The organism is Rhodoglobus galactosidasius (assembly GCF_054957775.1).
This window is the reverse complement of record NZ_JBQIAV010000007.1, coordinates 193277-208387: the sequence shown is the minus strand read 5'-3', so window position 1 is coordinate 208387 and position 15111 is coordinate 193277. Positions and strand designations below refer to the sequence as shown.

General features: G+C 60.5%; 10 protein-coding genes and 1 tRNA gene. 5 read left to right on the top strand and 6 right to left on the bottom strand.

Translation table 11 applies throughout. The features are described from left to right. Nucleotides 1-147 precede the first annotated feature (147 nt). Nucleotides 148-1878, top strand: coding sequence for a threonine/serine exporter family protein (locus ACTJJW_RS11010; protein WP_462644603.1), 1731 nt, complete (start codon nucleotides 148-150; stop codon nucleotides 1876-1878). 207 nt (nucleotides 1879-2085) lie between these two features. Then, nucleotides 2086-3276, top strand: a complete 1191-nt coding sequence (locus ACTJJW_RS11005; RefSeq protein ID WP_462644601.1) for an integrase core domain-containing protein — start codon at nucleotides 2086-2088, stop codon at nucleotides 3274-3276. Nucleotides 3277-3332: 56 nt separating this feature from the next. Here the strand turns inward: ACTJJW_RS11005 and ACTJJW_RS11000 are convergent. The 3 genes from ACTJJW_RS11000 to ACTJJW_RS10990 all read right to left on the bottom strand — a co-directional run bounded on the left by ACTJJW_RS11000 (nucleotide 3333) and on the right by ACTJJW_RS10990 (nucleotide 7597). Further along, nucleotides 3333-3406 (bottom strand) — tRNA-Met (locus ACTJJW_RS11000). Between the two features lie 90 nt (nucleotides 3407-3496). After that, nucleotides 3497-6373 carry a UPF0182 family membrane protein gene (locus tag ACTJJW_RS10995; RefSeq protein WP_462644600.1) on the bottom strand — a complete coding sequence of 959 codons (2877 nt, stop codon included), beginning with the start codon at nucleotides 6371-6373 and terminating at the stop codon, nucleotides 3497-3499. A gap of 111 nt (nucleotides 6374-6484) precedes the next feature. Further along, nucleotides 6485-7597, bottom strand: coding sequence for a YlbL family protein (locus ACTJJW_RS10990; protein ID WP_462644598.1), 1113 nt, complete (start codon nucleotides 7595-7597; stop codon nucleotides 6485-6487). Nucleotides 7598-7705: 108 nt separating this feature from the next. Here ACTJJW_RS10990 and ACTJJW_RS10985 point away from each other — a divergent pair, with 108 nt between their 5' ends. Next, on the top strand, nucleotides 7706-9049 hold the full coding sequence (locus ACTJJW_RS10985; RefSeq protein ID WP_462644596.1) for a zinc-dependent metalloprotease: 1344 nt from the start codon (nucleotides 7706-7708) through the stop codon (nucleotides 9047-9049). Nucleotides 9050-9140: 91 nt separating this feature from the next. Next, nucleotides 9141-10031 carry a hypothetical protein gene (locus ACTJJW_RS10980; RefSeq protein WP_462644594.1) on the top strand — a complete coding sequence of 297 codons (891 nt, stop codon included), beginning with the start codon at nucleotides 9141-9143 and terminating at the stop codon, nucleotides 10029-10031. Here the strand turns inward: ACTJJW_RS10980 and ACTJJW_RS10975 are convergent. Both ACTJJW_RS10975 and nudC read right to left on the bottom strand, forming a co-directional pair. After that, nucleotides 9952-11643, bottom strand: coding sequence for an ATP-dependent helicase (locus ACTJJW_RS10975; RefSeq protein ID WP_462644592.1), 1692 nt, complete (start codon nucleotides 11641-11643; stop codon nucleotides 9952-9954). The two genes, ACTJJW_RS10980 and ACTJJW_RS10975, sit on opposite strands and share 80 nt — an antisense overlap. Beyond that, nucleotides 11640-12566: an NAD(+) diphosphatase gene (nudC, locus tag ACTJJW_RS10970; protein WP_462644590.1), complete on the bottom strand. Its 927-nt coding sequence runs from the start codon at nucleotides 12564-12566 to the stop codon at nucleotides 11640-11642. The genes ACTJJW_RS10975 and nudC overlap by 4 nt, the downstream gene beginning before the upstream one ends. Nucleotides 12567-12633: 67 nt before the next feature. Between nudC and ACTJJW_RS10965 the strand changes: the two genes are divergently transcribed. Further along, nucleotides 12634-13635, top strand: a complete 1002-nt coding sequence (locus ACTJJW_RS10965) for a phosphotransferase (protein WP_462644588.1) — start codon at nucleotides 12634-12636, stop codon at nucleotides 13633-13635. Here ACTJJW_RS10965 and ACTJJW_RS10960 read toward each other — a convergent pair. After that, the gene (locus tag ACTJJW_RS10960; RefSeq protein ID WP_462644586.1) at nucleotides 13632-15089 is read right to left on the bottom strand and encodes an MFS transporter; all 1458 of its coding nucleotides are present in this window, start codon (nucleotides 15087-15089) and stop codon (nucleotides 13632-13634) included. The two genes, ACTJJW_RS10965 and ACTJJW_RS10960, sit on opposite strands and share 4 nt — an antisense overlap. Nucleotides 15090-15111 lie beyond the last annotated feature (22 nt).

Here is a 15111-nt window from a genome sequence, read left to right as displayed (position 1 = left end):
TCCCTACAGCCTGCCCGATCGAGCTGAGCCCTGTCATTACGGTGTTCGTCAAGGGGAACTCCTTCCCCGCCCTCTACGACACTATTCGGGACGATCCCGGTGCCTTATGCAAGGTTGACAGAGAGGGTCGCGGCTTGCGCTGCGGGCGTGCTCGCATTCTCGGCTCCTGCCGTCGCCATGGCCGCCGCCCCTGCGATCGCGATGGCGATCGACGAGCCCGGGGCCCCCGATCCCACGGCACCAACGCCTCCCCCGTCGACGGATACACCGACCCCAGGTCCGATCCCCACCGTCGAACCAACATCGACTCTCAGCCCCACTCCGATCCCAGTTCCGTCCGAGACCGTGGTAACGACCCCGAGCGCGACGCCAACTCCGGTCGAAACGCCAGTCGATCAAAACAATGGTGAGGTGACGCCTCTCCCCGAGATCCCGCCGAGCTTTGCGACATCAAATGTTTCACTCACCTCACTTCTGATTGCCGTTGCAGTGCTCGCTGCGAGTCTCCTCGTGCTGTGGCTCGTGCTTCGTCGGCGCCCGCTTCCCGCGTCTGCCGCAGCAGCCACTACGCATTCGCGCAACCGGAAAACGTCTGCCGCCGTCGTTCTCGATTCGATGGCCGATATCGGCGAAGCAATGATCGACAGCGGCTACCCCGTGAGCATGGTGCGTTCTGCCGTGCAGGATGTCGCCACGGCGAATGGCTACCCGTCGGCCGAGGTAGTCGTCTTTCCGACGGCACTGTTCGTGTCCTTGGACGACGGAGGTGCCACTCTCACTCGAGCCGTGTCGGCGGGGAGACAGTCGTATCTGCTTCATCACGTCGATGTAATTGATCGCGTCGTGAAGGTGGGGCGAGTTCGCTCAGGGTCGAGCGCGTGGGTCACTCGTCAGCTCGCAAAAGTGCGTGAGCTCCCGACACCTTTTTCAGGCGCTCAGCGGGTGTTCGCGTATGCGCTCACCTCGGCTGCGATCTCCGTGCTGTTGGGCTCGTCATGGCTGGGAGTGCTCTTGGCCGCGCTCCTTGGCGCGGGTGTGGGCACTCTACTGCTGCTCGGTGAGCGTCTGCCCTCCAGCTACAGTGCGCTCGTCATTGTCGGCGCCGCACTCGGATCCTCGCTGATTGTTCTGCTCGCGGCCCGGGCATCCGCTGACCCCGGAGTACTGCCGTCGCTAGTTGCCCCGTTGGTAATTCTGCTGCCCGGTGGGCTGCTCACGACCGCCGTGATCGAGCTCGCAACCGGCCACATCATGTCCGGTTCGGCGCGGGCCGCAGCAGGCGCCATGAGACTGCTGCTGCTCGCCGTCGGAATTGTGTCTGCGGGCGCCCTCGTCGGCGTGCCAACAATCGAACTTGACGTTGCCAGCGAACCGCTCGGCCCTCTTGCCCCGTGGATCGCCGTCGCGGTCTTCGGCGTGGGCATAACCGTCTATCAATGTGCCCGACCAGCCTCGATTCCATGGATTCTGCTCGTGCTTTATGTCGCCTACGGCGCTCAGGTGATCGGCGACGTGTTGTTTGGCGGCGTGCTCTCGGCACTCATCGGTGCGATCGCTATGACCCCGGTAGCGGTGCTCGTCGCACGGCACCGCAGCGGGCCTCCCGCGATCGTCAGCTTCCTCCCTGCGTTCTGGTTGCTTGTCCCTGGCGCGCTTGGTCTTGTCGGCGTCACCGAGATACTGGGCGGTAATGCCGGAGCTAGCAGCACCCTCATCACCACGGTCGGCACAATGATCGCAATCGCCCTCGGTGTGCTCATCGGACTCGCGGCGTCCAGTTCCTTGCGCGATCGCCGGCTGCCGAAACTCTTCGACTTCCTCGAGCCGGTCCCGGAGCCGGAGCAAGAGCAAGAGAAGGAGCCCAAGCCCAACGCGTAGTGAGCTAACGGCAAGCTCGAAAGCCTCGTCTTGTGGAGGCCAAGAAACAAAAAATCCCCCTCCAAGAAGGAGAGGGACTTACATGCAATGTCTAAGACATCTTTTCGTTGCGGGGACAGTGTTCTGGTGCAGGACATAGGAATAGGGTGTCGCACGACATCGGAATAACCTGTCGCACGTCATAGGCATACACGTTCAGGCTGAGGCATGAGTAAACAGCGCCTCGTGATCACCGCCGTTCTTGCCGGCCAAACGCAGTCAGACGTCGCCCGCCGATACGGTGTCTCGCAAGGGTGGATCTCGAAACTCATGACCCGCTGGCGTCTCGAGGGAGACGCCGCATTCGAGCCACGATCCCGTCGCCCTACGACCAGCCCCACCGCAACACCACCGGCGGTCATCGGCCTCGTGGTCGCCCTGCGCCAGCGGCTAGAGAAGGCTGGTTTGGATGCCGGCGCTGACACCATCGGCTGGCACCTGACCCACACCCACCAAATCTCTTTGAACCGGGCCACCATCCACCGGATCCTGACCCGGCAGGGACTGGTTGAGGCAGAACCACAGAAACGTCCCAAGAATTCCTACCTCCACTTCGCTGCCGATCAACCCAACGAGTGCTGGCAGTCAGACTTCACCCACTACCGCCTCAGCACCCCCGACGGACGCCCAGGCCCAGACACCGAGATCATCACCTGGCTCGATGACCACTCCCGCTACGTCCTGCACCTCTCAGCACACCATCGAATCTCTGCCGTCATCGTGCTGGATACCTTCACCCGCACCGCCCAGCAGCATGGTTATCCGGCATCAACGCTGACCGATAACGGAATGGTTTACACCGTCCGCCTCGCAGGCGGCAAAAACAGTGGCGGCCGCACGAGCCTAGAAACCGAACTTTTTCGCCTTGGGATCACCCAAAAGAATGGCTCACCCCATCACCCGCAAACCCAGGGCAAAGTTGAACGCTTCCAACAAACACTCAAGAAATGGCTGAGAGCACAACCGTGCCAACCCACCACGATCGCCGGACTGCAACTGCTGCTTGACGAGTTCGCGGAAGAATACAATCAGCGTCGCCCCCACCGCTCGCTGGACCACCGGGCAACACCATTCACGGCCTACACAACGAGCATCAAAGCCACACCCGCCAGCAGCCCCCGCGACGACACCCACAACCGAGTCCGCCACGACCGCATCGACAAATCTGGCACCGTCAGCCTTCGCGTCGCGGGCCACCTGCGCCACATCGGCGTCGGCCGAACCCACGCCGGAACCCACGTCACACTACTCATCCAAGAACTCGACGTCACCATCATCAACGCCGCCACCGGAGAAATCCTGCGGGAGCTCACCATCGACCTCAACCGCGACTACCAACCCGCCAGCACAAAAAAATAGTTCGAACCCACAAACCGTGGGTTCGAACTATTCCGATGTCTTGCGACATCACATCGTTGCGGGGACAGGATTTGAACCTGCGACCTCTGGGTTATGAGCCCAGCGAGCTACCGAACTGCTCCACCCCGCGGCGTGTAATAAAGACTAACACAGGGTGAAGGGCACGAAAACCGAACTCAGCGGGCTCGCAGTGTGCTGCAAGCCCGCAGAGTCGAAATGGCTACTCAGTTGCGGCAATTGCCTTCAGAATGGCGGCGACCATGCGCTCATCCGCCTCAGCAGCAGCTACCAGATCGTCGGCGGCGTATGCTGCCTGGCGATCGGCCAATGCCGCCTTGTACTCCGCGAGCGCACTGTCGAGTGCAGGGTTATCTCCGGGTGTACCGGGATCAACGGGAGCGTCAGGATCGACGGGGGTCTCAGAGTTATCCTCCGGAACCTCACCATCGCCAGCCTCAGCGCCCGAATCTCCCTCGAACAGCACGTCGAGCGCGCCGTCAAGGGTGTCCTCGAAGGCAATATCCTCACCGAATGCTACAAGTACCTTGCGCAAGAGCGGGTACTGCGTGCCACTGGTCGACTGAACGTAGACCGGTTGCACATACAGCAAGCCTCCACCGACGGGCAGCGTAAGAAGGTTGCCGAGCCTGACCTCAGTATCGCCTCGCTGCAACAGCGCCAACTGATTGGCTACGTTGGTGTCGGTATTGAAGCTGTTCTGCACCTGGCCCGGTCCGGGAACAGTGTCCCCGGTGGGCAAGTTCAGGAGTGTCAGCTTGCCGTAGTCGGGGCCATAATCTGAGTTCGCCGTCAAATAACCGGTCAGAACACTTCGGCTGGAGTCGTCAGTTCCCTGCGGGATAAACGCCGAGTACAGCGTGAATGCGGGATCTTCGGTTCCCGGAACCTGCATCGTCAAGTAGTACGGCGGCTGAGTCGACCCAGTAGTCGAAACCGGATCTTCGGGGCTCACCCACTGGTCATCACTCGAATAGAACGAGTTAGCGTCGGTTACGTGGTACGAACCCAAAACTTGACGTTGCATTTTGAATAGATCGGCCGGATACCGAACGTGATCAAGCAGTTCGACACTCATCTCGTCCTGTGGCAGCAGAGTGCTCGGGAACACCTTGTTCCACGTTTCCAGGACAGGGTCCTTGTCATCCCACGCGTAGAGCTTCACCGAGCCGTCATACGCATCAACGGTCGCTTTGACCGAGTTGCGAATGTAGTTGATGTTGTCGAGCGCAAACTGCGGCGCCGGCGTGTAGGTGTCAGCAATCGCACTCGATAGCTGTTCGACCTGCGAGTACGGATAGTTAGCACCTGTGGTGTAACCGTCAACGATCCACACGGTGCGACCATCCACAATTGCCGGGTAAACATCGCTGTCAACCGTGAGGTACGGCGCGACCTTCTTCACACGCTCAATCGGTTCCCGGTCGTAAAGAATCTGCGACTCATCGGTGACAGCTGACGAGAGGAAGATCTGCTCCGACTGGAACTTGATCGCGTAGACGAGCTTCTTGAAGATGTTATCGAGCAACGGTCCACCGTCGCCAGCGAACGTCGTGGTTGCGCTCTTCTCGGTATCTTCACCGCCCTCGCCCGCGGGGTAATCGAATTCGATATCATCAGCATCTTCGCTGGCGCCAACGATCGAGTACTCCGATGACTTCTCACCGAAGTAGATGCGTGGCTCAAAGTCACCAAGCGCTCCCGTGCTCGGCATGCCAGACTGCAGGAACACGGGTTCGCCATCGGCTGAGCGTTGGTTACCAAATGCCGCCACAACGCCATAACCGTGGGTGTAGACGACAGTGTTGTTGTACCACGACTGAGACTCACCGAGACCTGATTGATTGAGCTCACGAGCCGCGATCACAGTGTCCTGCATCTCGCCGTCTATTTCATAGCGGTCAACATCCAAGTGACTGTCGAACTGGTAATACTGTCTGAACTGTTGGAGCTGTGCGAACGCCTGTGGGGCGATTGCGGGGTCGAGGATACGAATGTTTGCTGTAGTAGCCGCATCTGCGCGCAGAGCACCTGCCGCGGCGTCCGTCGTTGCGCTGTAAGGAACCTCTTGAACGTCGGCTATCCCATAGGCATCTCGCGTCGCCTCGATGCTGCGATCAATATATTCCGCCTCGTAGATACGCGCGTTGGGGTCTACCTGGAAGCGCTGAACGACCCACGGGTAAAGGTTTCCGACGACGAGACCGCTGATGAGCAGGAGAGCGGTGCCAATCATGGGCAGACGCCAGCGACCGATGATCGCTGTGACGATGAAGAGGATGGCCACGATTGCCGCAATGCCGGCCAGAATCGCGCGGCCAGGAATGGTGGCATTCGCTTCGGTATAGCTTGCACCGGTCTGCAAAAATCCCTGGCTGGCTGAGTACAGCGTCGTGTACTGGTCGAGCCAGATGCTGACAGCCTGAAGAGCAAAAAAGAGGCCAGCGGTGATGGCCAGCTGGATGCGAGCGGAACGCGAAATGCGAACCTCGCGACCGTTAACACTGAGCGCACCATAGAGGTAGCTCGTGGCAAGCGCGCCAACGAACGAGACCAGCAGCACGGCTGACGCAAAGCCAATAATGCCGTGGTACATAGGCAGTTCGTAGAAATAGAACCCGATGTCGAACCCAAACTGCGGGTCTACTTCACCGAATGAACTGCGGTTGAGCCACTGAAGCGCAACCGGCCAGCTACCCGCTGCGGAGACACCGCCGAAGATACCCAGCAGCACGGGGATGCCGACCATGGCGAGCTTGCGCAGCGGCTCAACGACCTGCTGGTAGCCCTCTAGCTGCGCATTGAGCTTGGCGTAAATGGGGCGTGCACGGAATGCGATCAGCAGGCTGATGCCCACCGGAACTGACATCGCGACAAAGCCGATGAGGAACATCACTGCGTTTGCGATCCATTGGGTGGTAAGCACCCCTAGATAGCCGGCCTGGTCAAACCAGAGCACATCCGCGTAGAGGTTGGAGAACAAGAAGAACGCGATGACAATGACGGCGAGAATTATCGCCGTGATTGTAAACGCAGACCTCGTCTTGCTCGGTGGGGCTGATTTGGTTTGGGTCGACACAGTACTTCGCTCCTGAAATTGGGGGCCTAGCGGTATCTTAAAGGTCTTTCATGGGCGCGGGGCGAATGATCGCTCTCAGCGTCAATTGGGGCAACACTCAACCAGTGGCGCTCAACTTGCGTCGCATGACGGAAGACCGGTGCCACTCAGTCCAGCACGAATGCTGGCGAGCGCAACTAGTGCATCGTTGAGGTCGTCGATTGCATAGACGGTGAGGCCCTGAGGAATGTTTCCCGTTACCTCATCGCAGTTCTCGATGGGAGCAAAGAAGTAGCTGGCTCCTGCGTTGCGGGCTCCGTACAGTTTCTGCTGGATGCCGCCGATGGGGCCGACGTCTCCGGTTGCCGTGATCGTTCCGGTTCCAGCGATTTCTTCGCCGCCGTTAATCGCCCCTGGCGTGAGCTTGTCGATGATCCCCAAGGCAAACATCATGCCAGCACTCGGACCGCCAACGCTCTCCAACTGAATCTTGACGTCAACAGGGAAATTGTATGCGCTTCCGACTACGACACCGATTACAGCGATCGCGTCGTCACCCTCCGTCATCGCGGGGGTGACCTCAGCGGTTTGCTCTTCGCCATCACGTTCGAAAACGATCGTGGCTGGCGTAGTGGTTCCGTTGGCGGCAATCGCATCGCGAAGACCTGTCACGTCAGCGAACGTCTCGTCATTTACTGTGCGGATGATGTCGCCTGCCTGCAGCACGCCATCCGATGGCCCATCGGCACTCGTCTCAGCGACCGTGAGTGTTGCATCGAACTCGTAGCCCCGGTCAGACAGTGCAGCAGCGATCGCTTCCTGCTGCGAACTTTCCATTTGGATGCGGCCGGCTTCGCTTGACTCTTCAACAGTCACGCCGACGGGGTAGACGGCTTCGACCGGAACGATTGCGCGACTGCGATCGAAGAAGGCAGCACCAACCTCGAACCAGCTGAGCGGCGACTCCGGGTTTCCCCGCACGTTCACGGTGAGCATGTCGAGCGCACCCTCAGTGGGATACGTAGTCTCCACTGGAATCTGGATGAGCGGCACACGGGCACCGTCGATCTCGACGTCACCCAAGGTGTCGTATACCGGACCGGGTTGCTCGATGATGTACGGCGACGGAACAAGCGTTGCCAGCAGCGTGCCTATGAGCGCAACGCTGAGAATCAGCCACCCCAGCCAGCCACTTCGGGCACGGCGCGATGAAGGTTCGGGACGATTATCAGTAAACAGGGCCACCTAGGTCCTTACGGGGTGGAAGGGGTGTTCGCCACAGGCGCACGGTAAGAATTACTAGCCTAGGTCAAAACTCAGCCGCGCACGGCATCGAGCGAGTAGCGTTAATCCATGGCTGACGACGCTGACAACAATTCCGAAGACGAGTTCCGCGACATGATGCGCGAGTTTCTCTCCGGCGATGGAGAGATCGATCCAGCGAAACTCGCTGCGGCCGCGGGGCTGCCGAACGATCCGGCGATGATCCAACAGCTGCTCGGTCAGCTCCAGAATGCCCTCGGCAAGAGCGGTGATGGAATCAACTGGGATATCGCACTTGAGCAGGCCAAGAACCTTGCTTCTCAGAGCTCCGTCGTCTCGCTTCCGGCTGAACGTTCCAAGCTGGAGCAAGCCCTCCACGTGGCATCCCTGTGGCTCAATGAGGTCACCGATGTCTCTGAACTTACGGTCGAACCTAAGCTGCTCAGCCGCAGCGAATGGGTCACTATCACGATGCCCATTTGGACTCAGCTCGCCGAGCCCGTCGCCAATTCAATCGCCAATTCTCTCACTGATGTTCTCAAGCAGAACGCGCCAGAAGAGATGGACGAGATGCTCAGCGGGGCGAGCAAAGTGATGCGCAACATCGGCGGCACCCTGTTTGCCATGCAGCTCGGCCAGGTAGTTGGTCAGCTCTCCAGCGAGGTCGTTTCCGGTGGTGACATTGGCATCCCGCTGCTCGACGAACAGCAGGCAGCACTTATCCCGCAGAGCGTCTTCGCGTTCGGCAACGGACTCGACATTCCCGACGAAGAAGTTCACCTCTATTTGGCGGTGCGCGAGCTCGCCCACGCCAGACTCTTCCGGCACGCACGGTGGCTGCGTCTGCAGTTGCTCACGTCGATCACCGCTTACGCCCACGACATCCACATTGACTCGGATGCGATTGCCGAGCTTGCCAGCGGCTTCGACCCCAATAACCCTGAAGAGTTGCGCGATGCCATGACCAACGGTTCGCTGATTCCGCCAAAGAGCGAAGAGCAGCGAGAAGCGCTCGAACGCCTCGAGACAGTACTCGCACTTGTCGAAGGCTGGGTGGATGTGGTGACCGCCGCCGCGACCACGCGACTGCCAGCGCGTGGTGCCATTGCCGAAACCGTACGTCGCCGCCGCGCATCCGGTGGCCCCGCAGAGTCTGCATTCGCCACTCTCGTAGGTCTCGAACTTCGACCGCGTCGACTGCGTGAAGCCGCCGCGATGTGGCAACACGTCAGCGACGAACTGGGCGCAGAACAACGCGATGCACTCTGGTCGCACCCCGACCTGATGCCGACGGCTTCTGACATCGATGACCCCGCCGCACTCGTGGCCCGTCTTCGTGATGGTGGCAGCACACCCGACGATATCGATCAGGCCATCAACGACCTCCTCAACGACGAGACTGGCGACCGACCGCACGAGGACGACAACTCCTAGCTTCGAGCACCTCACGTCGGCGACATAGTGATCGCCGTAACCGCTGTGGAATCTTCGCTCTGATCAGTCGGACAGTGTGCACAATTGGCACATGATCCTGCGTGTAGACCCCCGACTACCACTGGTGTGGCGCTCCCCCACGAGCGCCCAATTCGGCATCGACCCACCTGCTGTCGTGCTGCCCAACGTCACCGAAGCCCAAGAAAAGATCCTCTCAGCGCTCGTTGCCGGCATCAGCCGCAGCGGTCTAGGGATGCTGGCCAGATCGCACCCCGAAGAATGCGATGACCTGCTTGATGCTCTCTCCCGCGTGCTCATTGCTACGCCACCGCAGTCGCCAAGCGCTCACGTTGCCGTGCTCGGCGTTGGCTCCTTAGCCGAGTCAATTGCCCGAATTCTCGCAGCCAGTGGCGTGAACGTTCGCGTTGCCGAGCACGCGGACGGGCTATCCGACCCCGACCCTGACCTTGCGATCGTTGTCGGCCATTATGTGATTGCGCCGTCGGCGCACTCACACTGGCTCCGCCGTGATATTCCGCATCTGCCCGTGGTGATTTCGGATTCTGCTGCCGAGGTCGGGCCTGTCGTCACCCCTGGGATCACCGGATGCCTGCTCTGCGTCGAGCTGCACCGTCGCGATGCCGATCTGGCGTGGCCTGCCATCGCAACCCAACTCATGGGTCGCACGTCGCACGCCGAAACCCCTGTGCTAATTGCGGAGGCTGCAGCAGAGGCGAGCCGCATGGCGCTGCACCGCTTAGGGCGCGCCGGTTACACCGTCTTCGACCAAACCCCGGCCAGCGCAACCGCATCGGTGCGCATCGACCACATCACAGGGCGTCGCGATGAAAGTTTGCGGTTCCGGCACCCAGAGTGCGGGTGTCAGCAGGTGGGCAGCGTCGCTACTGTTGCGTCCGATCGCGCACATCGTCCAGAAAGCGACTGGGGGCACGACGCCCACCCCGACCTGTTTGTGCACTAGCCGACCACGACATCCCGAGCGATCGGCGTGCACGAGTGATGCCGACGTACAGTAGGCGTCGTTCTTCATCGATCGCTTCGGGCGTGCGGGCATAGCTGATGGGCAGCAAACCTTCGTTGAGCCCGACGATGTGCACGCAGTCCCACTCCAAACCTTTCGCCGAGTGCATGGTTGCGAGGTTCACTGCTGATCGCAGCGGCTCGTTATTGCTGCTCTGGCGGTCAACCAGATCGGCAACAAACTCCCGCAGAGTCATCTCCTCAAGGGCGCCTTCGGCAAGCCGCATGATCACGTTGAGCGATTCCCAGCGGTCGCGTACTGCACCGGCGCTCTGTGGTGGCTCTTGCGACCATCCAATTGATCTGAGCACGTCGCTGACCGATTTGAAGAGTGGTTCGGTGGCCGTCGTAATGGATGCTCCACGCAGCAGCATGATCGCCTCTTTGACCTCGCGCTGATCAAAGAACCGCGTCGCGCCGCGCACCAAGAAAGGAACGCCTGCGGCAGCCAGCGCAGCCTCGATCGGCTGTGACTGCGCATTGATCCGGTAGAGCACGGAGATCTCTTCTGGGGATGTTCCTGCCGCAATCTGTCCAGCAATCGCCTCAGCAACTGCGGCGGCCTCAGCCTGATCGTTGTCAAATCCGGTGACCACTGGCGGTGCGGAGTGTTCTGTGGTGGCCGCTTGAAGGGTTAATGCTCCTGGCTGGCTAGCCATCAGCTTATTGGCGGTGTGCACAATCTCGGGCGTCGACCGGTAGTTGCGCTCGAGCCGCAGCACGATCGCATTCTCGTGGTGCGAGGCAAAACGCAACAAGAAGTCGGGGCTTGCTCCGGCAAACGAGTAGATGGTCTGGCTGACGTCTCCGACCACGCAGAGATCGTCCCGGTCTCCCACCCATAATCGCAGCAGTTCATGCTGAAGTGGCGAAACGTCCTGGTACTCATCCACAACAAAGAAGCGGTACTGCTCGCGCACCTGCTGCGCAATTCGTGGTTCCGCTTCGATCATCCCGGCTGCAGCCAGCAACACGTCTTCGAAGTCGATTTGGCGACGGGCATCCTTGGTCGACTCATAGGCGGTATGAATGTCAACCATGCGCTCGACTGTGAGGGCCGCAGGCAAAGTGCGCTGGGCTTCGCCATACTGCACGATCGACATACGGGAGGTCTTTCGCCACTCGATCTCCGCTGCAACATCGCGCAGGGTGGCGGTATCGAGCTTGAGCTTCAGCGAGTCGGCGGCGTGCGCAATCATGCGCGCTTTGCCCTCAAGAAGCCTGGGCATTGTTCCGCCGATCGTTTGCGGCCAAAACGCGTTCAGTTGCGAGAGTGCGGATGCATGAAAGGTGCGAGCAGCAACGCCTTCCGCACCGAGAGTTCTCAGTCGGCCGCGCAGCTCGCCCGCAGCGCGATTCGTGAAGGTGAGCGCCATCACTCGACCGGGCGGGTAGACACCGGTAGCTACGCCATAGGCGATGCGGTGGGTGATCGCTCGGGTCTTTCCTGTTCCTGCTCCGGCGAGCAGACAGACCGGCCCAAGGAGTGCTTCGGCTGCTTGGCGTTGGCTCTCATCGAGCGCGTCGAGCAGGGCGTTTGCATCCAGAGTCACGGTTGTTCGTCAATCGGTTGTCCGTACCAGTGCTCGATGATGGCGCGCGCAATGGAGGAGTGCCCGGGCAGGCGGATCTCGTTCAGCGACGCCGCGAGTTCTTCGCGACTGAACCAGCGCAGGTCAAGAATCTCGGTGCCGTCTGGGGTTCCCGACCCCGTAAACCCTGGGGCAACGGATGCGGTAAAGCCGAGCATGAGCGATGCCGGGAACGGCCACGGCTGGCTGCCCAAATAGACGGGGTCGACCACGGGAACGCCCGACTCTTCAAGGATTTCGCGTTGAACGGCCGACTCAAGCGACTCCCCCGGTTCTACGAATCCGGCCAGCAGCGAGTAGCGATTCGATTCCCACAGTGCGTTTGATCCCAACAGCAGACGGTCATCGTTGTCGGTGACCCCCACGATGATCGCAGGGTCGGTGCGAGGGAAAACTTCGAGCTTCGAGGCAACATCGCGACGAACCCATCCGGCCTTCTCTACGACGGTCGGTTCACCAGTCCGAGGCGAGAACAGGTGCGAAGAATGCCAGTTCAAAATCGCGAGGGCCTCAGTGAAGAGCCCGGCATCTCGGTCACTTAGCTGGGTGGCGATCGAGCGCAGGTTTCCCCAGTTTGCTTCGGCGAAATGACCGGCATCTTGCAGCTCTACGCTCACAATCGGAGTGCCGACCGGCTCAGGGCTCGTGATCGACATTGACCGCCCGAGATAAACACTCGTGTGGCTACGTTCGATTGCGTCCGGTCGCAGCAAAGCTAACGACCCATCGGCAGCGAGCAGAGCGGAGCCGTTGAAAATCGGCAAAACTCTCGTGGTGGTGTCGCGCCACAAGCGGTCAAGAAGACGAGGATCTTCCCTAGCAAGGTGGTCACGATCAACTTCGTATCGCGACAGTGGCAGTCGCGAAAGAAAAGCCTGTGACATGTATCGACCCCGTCCCAAGTGCGTGGCGTGCGGCAAATGCGCGTCTGAGCAACCTACCCTGAGTGTTATGGCCAGATCACATCTCACTCTAGCCGCGCTGGCGACCTCGGCTGTCGAGGGACTCGATGTTGCCGCAGCCGCACCGTTCGGCACCGGCAACGGCAACGACTTCGACTCCGCTCTCGTTACCGGGCGCGACGGCAAGCACTGGATTATTCGGGTGCCCCGCAACACTTCAGCAGAAAATCTGCAGTCCGCCGACCTCGTCGCATTGCGTGCCCTCAGCGCTGGCGTGCGCACCCGTCTGCCCTTTGCTGTCACGAGCTATGCCGGCCAGGTTCCTGTCGGCCAAACTCGCGGCATCGTCTACGAATTTGTGTACGGCAACAAGGTGCCGATGCGCTCGTACACCACCGGCGACGGCTCGCTCTCCGCGTCAATCGGTACTGCCATTGCCGCGATTCACAGCCTGCCAACAAGCTTTGTTGCGGATGCCGGACTCCCCGTGCAGACCGCCGGCGAGAGCCTGCGCGCCTGCGTCTCCATCATTGACCGCGCTGCGGCCACCAAATTGGTTCCCGCAGCGCTGCTCGAACGCTGGCGCGAAGCCGCCGAAGACTCCAAGCTCTGGCAGTTCCAGCCGACCGTCGTCAACGGCTCACTCGTCTCTGACTCGTTCTTGAGCGCAGAGAACGCCGTGACTGGCGTTCTGGGCTGGCAAGACATCAAAGTCGGCGACCCGGCAACCGACCTTCAGTGGTTGCTCGGCCCACGCAATGAGGCCATCATCGACTCGGCTTTTGGTGCCTACTCGGATGCCCGCGGTGCTGGCGATCGCCAACTCAAGCAGCGTGCGACCTTCTATGCGGAACTCTCGGTAGCCAAGTGGTTGCTCCACGGAACCGAAGTGCGCAGTACCGAAATTGTGGACGACGCCGTCGAAATGCTGACGACACTGCTTGACGACATCCGCGACGACGTGATGAACCCGATCAGCGCAAACACGATGCCAACAATGGCCGTCGACGAGGTTGAAGCCATGCTGCGCAAGAACTACCGCGCGGTCTAACGTTCCTCTTGCTCCGAACGGCGCTTGCGGGCCGAGCGAGATAGTGACGACCTCAGCCGGCGCAACTTGTTGCGGGAGGCTGGGGCCTCCACGGCATCCCCGTCGACGATCGTGATCGGCTCAGTGATTGCCCGCGACTGATGCTGCGGCACGATCGCGACCCAGCGGCCGTTGCGGCGCGGAGCCACCTTTACGGTCAGTCGACCAGACCGCGCCAAGGCAATGGAGATTGCGATGGCGACTGCTGCGGGTACCCCACCAGCGATAACGAACGCCATCTTGGCACCCCACAGTTCGGCGATCGAGCCCATGAGCGGGCCACCGATTGCTTGCCCTCCGATAATCACCATCACCCAAAACGCCATTACTCGGCCGCGGATGACGAGGTTCGATGACAACTGCACCATCGTTTCCGCCGCGGTCATCAACAGGAGACGGCTGAGCCCGATGCCGATCAGCACGCCGAGGAATAGCCCGTAGATCGGCACAATTCCGGCGAGCATCATCATCACGCCGTAGAGCACCGCACCAAAGATAATCGTGCGCAGCCGGAGGCTCGCCCTGCGTGCCGAGGCCAGCGCACCGAGCAGTGCACCAATCGCCGCGAGCGAGTTGTAAAGGCCATACCCACTAGCCCCGGTGTCGTACACGGTGTTGGCCATCGCGGCGAGCAACGTGGGCATCGGCATCCCGAACACGGCAATCACGAAGACCATCACCATGGTCCAGAACAGCGTGGGTTTTTTGCGGATGTAGCGCATTGCTTCGCGAATTTGCCCCGTGGACTCGGGGGCACGCGGCGCGATCAAGAGTTCGTTCTTGCGCATCGAGGCGAGGATGATGACGCCGATTACGACGGCAACCGCGTTGATGCCGATGGCCCAACCGGAACCTGCCGCGACGATGAGTGCACCGCTCAGCGCGGGACCCAAGAAAGCTCCCGAGTGGAAGATCGATGCGTTGAGGCTGATCGCGTTGCGCAAGTGGCGTGGCCCAACAAGCTCATTAACGAAGACAGCGCGCGCCGGGTTGTCGAAGACCTGGATGATGCCCATGAGCAAGACCAGCAGGTAGACGAGCCAGAGCTGCGCTAACCCCATGATCGTCACAATGGCGAGGGCAAGACTAAGCAAACCGATGATCGACTGAGCGACCATGAGCGTCGCACGCTTGTCGAAACGATCGGCGATGACTCCCGCATACGCACCGAGAATGATGGTCGGAGTGAACTGGATAGCGATCGTCAGCCCCACAAGCGCAACGTTGCCGGTGAGCTCAAGAACTAGCCAATCGACGGCGATGCGCTGCACCCACGCAGCCGTATAAGCGATGAATTGTGCGATCACATAGAGCCGGTAATTGTGCAGGCGTAGTGAGCTAAACGTGTCGCGCCAGAGTGGGCGCTGCATCACCGCCGAGATAGGCACAGTTGCCGGAGAAGTCTCAGATGTCATAGCCACACCCTCAACCGTATTG